Below are 7,064 nucleotides of genomic sequence, written 5' to 3'. Positions count from 1 at the left end.
TCTGGTGGCCCGCGTCTGTTTTGTAATAGAGCCTTTCCGTCACCTGGTCGGGCGGGGCGCGCGTCCTCCCGGCGCCGTGCCGCTGGCAGGTGATGCAGTACCGGGTGTACGGCAGGATCTCCAGCCGTTCGGCGGCGACGGGCTTGGCACAGCCGACGCACCGCCCGTACGAGCCGTCCGCGACCCGGGCGAACGCCTCGTCGATCTCGGTGAGCACCCGCCGGATCGCCTCGGCCTGCACGGACAGCAGATGGTCGTCCGCGCTCTGCCCGGTCCCGTCGAGCGCGCGCAGCTGGGCCAGCCGGGTGTTGCGGGCGTGTTCGAGCCGCTGCTGGGCCTCGTGCGCGGTGTGCCCGGCGGGCCGGGCGTCGCCGTGGGGTGCAGCGGGACGGGAACCGTTGGGGGAGGCGTCGGGCCGGTTGCCGGTCCGGGGGGTGTCGAGCGCCACGGTGGCTCCTCTCTCAAGGCGCGTTACGCGCAGCAACGGCCGTCCGGCCCGGCGACCCGTGGTCCGACGACCACGGGCACTCGCCGAACCGGACGGCCTGATGTGCCTCCACTGTGCCGCGCGGCACTCGCGGTGCCCATCGGGCGTGGACCCCATTTCCGGGGGATCGCGATGACCACACGGCGCTGCGGCGCGATTCACCCATCGGGTGGGGCGTGACCTGCGAAATGGGGGTTGTGCCCCATCGACCGGCGGGCGCGGGCGGGGGAGGCTGGGAAGGTGGGCCGACCGTACGGGCCGGCGGGAAAGAACCGGAAGGAGATGCCCCCCGTGTCGCTGTTCTGGCGGATCTTCGGGCTCAACGCGCTGGTGCTGGGCACCGCCACCGGGCTGTTGCTGTGGGCGCCGGTGACCGTCTCCGTGCCGGTGCTGCTGACCGAGGCGTTCATCCTGGTCGGCGGTCTCGGGGTGATGCTGGTCGCCAATGGCGCGCTGCTGCGCTGGGGACTCGCCCCGCTGGACCGGCTGACCCGGCTGATGGGCACCGTCGATCTGCTGCGCCCCGGCCAGCGGCTCCCGGTGCCCGGCGGTGCCGGACGGCGTGGCGGCGGCGGGGGGCGCGGCGGCGGGGGCGAGGTGTCCGAGCTGATCCGGACGTTCAACGCGATGCTGGACCGGCTGGAGCACGAGCGGGCCACGTCCAGCGCGCGGGCGCTGCTGGCGCAGGAGGCGGAGCGGCGCCGGATCGCCCAGGAGCTGCACGACGAGGTCGGACAGGGCATGACGGCGATCCTGCTCGTGCTCAAGCGGGCCGCCGACGACGCCCCGGAGCCGCTGCGCGGGGAGCTGCACCAGGTGCAGGAGATCACCCGGGCGAGCCTGGACGAGGTACGGCGGCTGGTACGGCGGCTGCGGCCCGGGGTGCTGGAGGATCTGGGCCTGGTCAGCGCGCTGACCTCGCTGACCCAGGACTTCGCCACCCACACCGGGCTGCGGGTGGTGCGCCGGTTCGACGCCGAGCTGCCCGCCCTGGAGCCGGAGACGGAACTCGTCCTGTACCGGGTGGCGCAGGAGAGCCTGACGAACACGGCCCGGCACGCGGACGCGACCCGGGTGGAGGTGGCGCTGCGCCGGGCCGGGGAGGCGGTGGTGCTGGAGATCACCGACGACGGCCGGGGCATCGAGGCGCCCTGTGAGGGCGCCGGGATCCGCGGCATGCGGGAGCGAGCGCTGCTCGCCGGGGCGGCCCTGGACATCTCCTCCACGCCGGCCACCGGCACCCGGATCCGTCTGACGACCCCCGTACCCGCCCTGAGGAAGCCGTCGTGACCGCCCCCGCACCCGCACCCATCCCAAAAGACAGCCGTGACCACCCCGTCCTCGGAAAGCAGCCGTGACCATGCCCGACCCCACCCGGACCGCGCCCGCGCCCAGTCCCACGCCCTTGGCGAAGCCCACCTCTGCCCCGGCGCGTCCCATCCGTATCCTCCTCGCCGACGACCACGCCCTGGTCCGCCGGGGTGTGCGGCTGATCCTGGACCGGGAGCCGGATCTGGAGGTGGTCGCCGAGGCCGGGGACGGGGCCGAGGCGATCGAGGCGGCCAGGAGCCAGGACATCGACCTCGCCGTCCTGGACATCGCCATGCCCCGGCTCACCGGCCTCCAGGCCACCCGCGAACTGAGCACCCTGGTCCCGGGCCTGCGCATCCTGATGCTCACGATGCACGACAACGAGCAGTATCTGTTCCAGGCGCTGAAGGCGGGGGCGTGCGGCTATGTGCTGAAGTCGGTGGCCGACCGTGATCTGGTCGCCGCCTGCCGGGCCGCGATGCGCGACGAGCCGTTTCTGTACCCGGGCGCGGTCACCGCGCTGATCCGCAGCTATCTGGACCGGGTCCGGCACGGCGAGGAGAATCCCGGGCAGATCCTGACCCCGCGCGAGGAGGAGGTGCTGAAACTGATCGCCGAGGGGCATTCGTCGAAGGAGATCGCCGAGATCCTCTTCATCAGCGTCAAGACCGTGCACCGCCACCGGGCCAATCTGCTGCACAAGCTCGGGCTGCGGGACCGGCTGGAGCTGACCCGGTACGCCATCCGCGCCGGGCTGGTCGAACCCTGACGCCCGCCGTGACCGTGCCCCCGCGTATCCCTGTCGCCCCGGCCGCCGGTCACCGTCTCGCGGCGGCACTCGGCGCGCTTCTCGCGCTGCTGCTGGCGGTCCTGCCCACGGTCACGCCCGTCGGTCCGGCGCCGGGACCGGCCTCGGCCGTCGCGGGCGCCGTCCACCGCACGGACTCCGGTCAGCGTGCCGACGAGCCGTGCGGCACCGGGTGCGCGGCCCAGGCCAGGGGGGCGCGGTACGACCATCTCGGGGAGCGTCCGTCCCCGCCGGACCACCACGCCACCACCCCGCGCGGGACCACCGCCGCCCAGGCCACCGGCGTCCGCGCATCGGCCCGGTCGGCGCCCCTCCCGCTCTCCCCCGGCGCGGCGGCGCAGCACCGCGGCCGGGCGCCTCCGGCACCTCCCGGCAGCTGAATCACACCCCTTTTCTCCTTTCCTTCCGCGTCGGCGGCCCGGCATCCGTGTGCCGTGCCGTCGTGCCGCGACCTGCCTGCCGGAGGCTGTTCCGTGAAACGCCGTACCCATGCCCAGCGTCTGCGCGCGCTGCTGGCCCTCGCCGTGCTCGCCGCCTCGCTGGCGATCGCCCTCACCGTGCCGGTCCGTCTGGGGCTCGATCTGCGCGGGGGCACCCAGATCGTGCTGGAGACCCGTTCCACCCCGACCACCGAGGCCGACCGGGCGGCCACCGATCGCACGCTGGAGGTGCTGCGCGGCCGTATCGACGCGCTCGGCGTCGCCGAACCCACCCTCGTCCGCTCCGGCGACCACCGCATCATCGTGGAACTGCCCGGGGTCCAGGACCCGGAGCAGGCCGCCGAGGTCCTGGGCCGGACGGCACAGCTCACCGTGCACCCGGTCCTGGGCGCGGCGCCCCCGGCCACGGAAGCCACCCCGGCACCGGCCGACCCGGACACCACCGCCACCCCCTCCCCGGAAGCCACCCCACCCCCCACCGAGCCCACGGCCGCCCCCTCCACCGAGGCCACCCCACCCCCCGCGACCGCCGCCGAGGAACTCACCCTCCCCGACGAATCCGGCCAGCGACTCCGCCTCCAGCCCGCCGCCCTCACCGGTCAGGACGTGAAGGGCGCCGAGGCCCGCTTCGATCCGCAGAGCGGCGCCGGCTGGACCGTCACCGTCGACTTCAGCGACGGCGGCCAGGACCGCTGGACGCAGGTCACCGCGCAGGGCGCGTGCCAGCCGGCCGGGGATCCGCAGCGCCGGGTGGCGATCGTGCTGGACGACAAGATCATCTCCTCGCCGCAGGTCGACCCCTCCGTGCCGTGCGGGACCGGCATCCCCGGCGGCTCGACGCAGATCACCGGTTCCTTCGACGACGCCGAGGCCCGCGAACTGGCCCTGCTCATCTCCGGCGGCGCCCTGCCCGTACCGGTCGAGACCATCGAGCAGCGGACCATCGGCGCCACCCTCGGGGACGCGGCGATCTCCGCCGCCGCGTGGGCGGCACTCGTCGGCACCGCGCTGACCGCGCTGTTCATCATCGTCGTCTACCGGCTGCTCGGCCTGCTCGCGACCATCGCCCTGGCCTGTTACGGCCTGCTCTCCTACGCCGCCCTGGCCGCGCTCGGCGCGACGCTGACCCTGCCCGGTCTCGCCGGGTTCGTGCTGGCGATCGGTATGGCGGTGGACGCCAACGTGCTGGTCTTCGAACGGGCCCGCGAGGAGCACGCCGCCCGCAGCAGGCCCAGCCCGCGTTCGGCGCTGACCGCGGGTTTCCGGGGCGCCTTCAGCGCGATCGCGGACTCCAACGTCACCACGCTGATCGCCGCGGGCCTGCTGTTCGCCTTCGCGTCCGGGCCGGTGCGGGGCTTCGGCGTGACCCTCGGCATCGGTGTCCTCGCCTCCGTGGTGAGCGCGCTGGTGATCACCCGGGTGCTCGCCGAGTACGCGGTGGACCGCGGGGCCGTCCGCCGCAGTCCCCGGCTCACCGGGATCGCGCACCTGGGCTGGGTCCGGGAACGGCTGGTGCGCCGCGACCCGTTCCTGATGCGCCGGCCGCGCCGCTGGCTGGCCGCGTCCGCCGTCGCCCTGGTGCTGGCCGGCTCCGGCATCCTGGTCCGGGGGCTGGACTTCGGCATCGAGTTCACCGGCGGCCGGCTCATCGAGTACGCCACCAGCTCACCCGTCGACCCGGACCGCGCCCGCGCCGCCCTCGCCGACGCGGGTGTGCCCCGCGCGGTCGTCCAGTCCGCCGGCGACAGCGGGGTGACGGTACGGGCGGAGGATCTCAGCGACGCCGACGCGGCCACCGTCACCGAGACCATCGGCTCGCTCGGCGGCGACGCGGACAAGGTCCGGGACGAACTCATCGGCCCCAGCCTGGGCGAGGAACTGCGGCGCAACGCCCTCATCGCCCTCGGCCTGGCCCTGGGCGCCCAGTTGCTGTATCTCGCGGTCCGGTTCCGCTGGACGTTCGCCGCCGGGGCGGTCGGCGCGCTCGCCCATGACGTGGTCATCCTGGCCGGGATCTTCGCCTGGCTCGGCAAGCCCATCGACGGGCTCTTCCTGGCCGCGCTGCTGACGGTCGTCGGCTACTCGGTCAACGACTCGGTCGTCCTCTTCGACCGCATCCGTGAACTCCTGGCCCGCGACCGCACCACACCCCTGCCCCTCCTCACCAACCGGGCGATCCTGCAAACCCTCCCCCGCACGGTCAGCACCGGCATGGGCGCGGCCATCATCCTCACCGCCCTGGCGGTCCTGGCCGACGACGCCCTCACGGACTTCGCCCTGGCCCTGCTGATCGGCCTGGCGGTCGGCACGTACTCCTCCGTCTTCACGGCGTCCCCGCTCACCATCGTGCTGCACCCCCGCCGGAAGGGAGGCGGCGACCGCAAGACCGGCGCGAGCGCCGCGCCCCGGGCGGCGAGCGCGAACCGGCGGCCGGAGAAGAGCGCCGCGAGCGCGAACCGGCGTCCGGAGCGGAGCGCTGTCACTGACCTGGACAAGGAGCGTCGCCGCTGACCCAGCGACGGAGCATCGCCGCTGACGCAGACCGCAACCGCCGTCCCGGGACACCCGGCGTGCCCCGGGACGGGGGGCGCCTCCTCACGCCGCGCCGCCCGCCTCCCCCCTCCCTCTCCCCCCAACGGTCACTCCCACACGCCCCCGCCCCATCACCCACTCCCCCACAACCGCCCCGACATCCCTCACCCCACATCCCGTGGTGGAGAACTCCCGCTCCACCACCCCCCGCAACTCCCCCGCGTCGGCGACCGCCTCGGCGATCTCGTCCGCCGCCCACCCACGGGCCGTGAGACGCGCCCGCCGGTCGGCGTCGGAGCAGTCGAGCCGCGCCCAGTCGGCCTCCGGCAACCCGGCGACGCCCTTCCCCGCGTCAGCCCATTCGTCCGGCGTCAGCGGGCACACCACCAGCACCGGCCCACCCCCGCGGAGCAGCAGCGCGGTGATCCGCAGCCACAGCCGGTTGTAGGCGGGCCAGGCGGAACTCGCCGCCGGGGACGCGATGTCGATGCCCAGCACGCTGCCGTCCGGCTCCAGCAGTTCATCGAAGTCGACGGCCGCGAAGGGATACGTCCGCAACTCCTCCGCCAGCGCGGTCTTCCCGGCACCCGGGGCACCGGTGACCACACACAGTCTCGCCACGCCGATCGCTCCTCTCTCCTGCGGACGGTTCTCCTGCGCACGGTTGCGCGGCGGACGGCCCGCACCACAACCCCGGTGGTACGCCAGGCCCGTACATCCGCAACCCATGGCGTACCCAAGTGTCCGCCAAGGGCCGTCGCGCCGATGGGCACCGCACGGCGACTCTGATGCCATGCACACACTTCCCAGGCCCGCTCTCCCCCTGTCGCAGCGGGTGCGTGGCCTGAACTGGACCCACGGCACACTGTGCGCATGGCATGGAGCAAGCGGGCGGCGGGTCACCGTCGGATGCCGGGCGGGGTGGCGAGGTGACCTGGGTCGAGCGGGTGGCCGTCCGGGACGACGGGGTGCGGCTGGTCTGCCGGGACTGGGGTGGGGACGGGCCGGCGGTGGTGCTGCTGCACGGGCTGGCCGGGCACGCGGGGGAATGGGACGGGCTGGCGCGGCGGTTGAGCGGCGACTGGCGGGTGGTGGCCGTCGATCAGCGCGGGCACGGCCGGAGCGAGCGGGTGCCCCGGGATGTCTCGCGGGACGCGTTCGTCGCGGATGTCGCCGCGCTGCCGCGTTCGCTGGGCCTTGAGCCGCCCGTCGTCCTGGTCGGGCAGTCGCTGGGCGGGCACACCGCGATCCTGACGGCGGCCCGGCATCCCGGACTGGTCCGCGCTCTGGTGGCCGTCGAGGCCGGGGCGGGTGCCCCCGACCCGGACGGCCCGGCCCGGATCGGCCGGTGGCTCGGCTCCTGGCCGGTCCCCTTCCCGGACCGGGCCGCCCCCCGGCCGGGGGTGGGGGGCGGGCCGAGCCTCCGCGCCCGCGGCCACCCGGGCGGGCGCGCCCCCCCCCGCGCGAAGCCCCACCCCCCCCCACA

Annotated in this window: 6 protein-coding genes and 1 pseudogene; 5 read left to right on the top strand and 2 right to left on the bottom strand. The window is 74.7% G+C overall.

Annotation, left to right across the window (positions count from 1 at the left end; genetic code table 11):
* Positions 1 to 70 precede the first annotated feature (70 nt).
* Positions 71 to 448, bottom strand: a pseudogene (locus ACFXAZ_RS39065) (TraR/DksA family transcriptional regulator); the annotation flags it as partial.
* 330 nt (positions 449 to 778) lie between these two features.
* Between ACFXAZ_RS39065 and ACFXAZ_RS39060 the strand changes: the two are divergent.
* From ACFXAZ_RS39060 to secD, 4 genes are all read left to right on the top strand, one after another.
* Positions 779 to 1,777 carry a sensor histidine kinase gene (locus tag ACFXAZ_RS39060; RefSeq protein ID WP_384601725.1) on the top strand — a complete coding sequence of 333 codons (999 nt, stop codon included), beginning with the start codon at positions 779 to 781 and terminating at the stop codon, positions 1,775 to 1,777.
* Between the two features lie 70 nt (positions 1,778 to 1,847).
* The gene (locus ACFXAZ_RS39055; RefSeq protein ID WP_384601722.1) at positions 1,848 to 2,567 is read left to right on the top strand and encodes a response regulator; all 720 of its coding nucleotides are present in this window, start codon (positions 1,848 to 1,850) and stop codon (positions 2,565 to 2,567) included.
* Positions 2,568 to 2,575: 8 nt separating this feature from the next.
* The gene (locus ACFXAZ_RS39050) at positions 2,576 to 2,986 is read left to right on the top strand and encodes a hypothetical protein (RefSeq protein WP_384601719.1); all 411 of its coding nucleotides are present in this window, start codon (positions 2,576 to 2,578) and stop codon (positions 2,984 to 2,986) included.
* 93 nt (positions 2,987 to 3,079) lie between these two features.
* The gene (secD, locus tag ACFXAZ_RS39045) at positions 3,080 to 5,557 is read left to right on the top strand and encodes a protein translocase subunit SecD (RefSeq protein ID WP_384601716.1); all 2,478 of its coding nucleotides are present in this window, start codon (positions 3,080 to 3,082) and stop codon (positions 5,555 to 5,557) included.
* 84 nt (positions 5,558 to 5,641) lie between these two features.
* Here secD and ACFXAZ_RS39040 read toward each other — a convergent pair whose 3' ends face one another.
* Positions 5,642 to 6,199: an AAA family ATPase gene (locus ACFXAZ_RS39040; protein ID WP_384601713.1), complete on the bottom strand. Its 558-nt coding sequence runs from the start codon at positions 6,197 to 6,199 to the stop codon at positions 5,642 to 5,644.
* A gap of 308 nt (positions 6,200 to 6,507) precedes the next feature.
* Here ACFXAZ_RS39040 and ACFXAZ_RS39035 point away from each other — a divergent pair.
* The coding region (locus tag ACFXAZ_RS39035) for an alpha/beta fold hydrolase (RefSeq protein WP_384601711.1) at positions 6,508 to 7,064 on the top strand (557 nt) is incomplete at its 3' end.

It is taken from the genome of Streptomyces sp. NPDC059477 (assembly GCF_042749375.1).
Taxonomy (GTDB): domain Bacteria; phylum Actinomycetota; class Actinomycetes; order Streptomycetales; family Streptomycetaceae; genus Streptomyces.
This window is presented reverse-complemented; position numbering and strand designations above follow the sequence as displayed.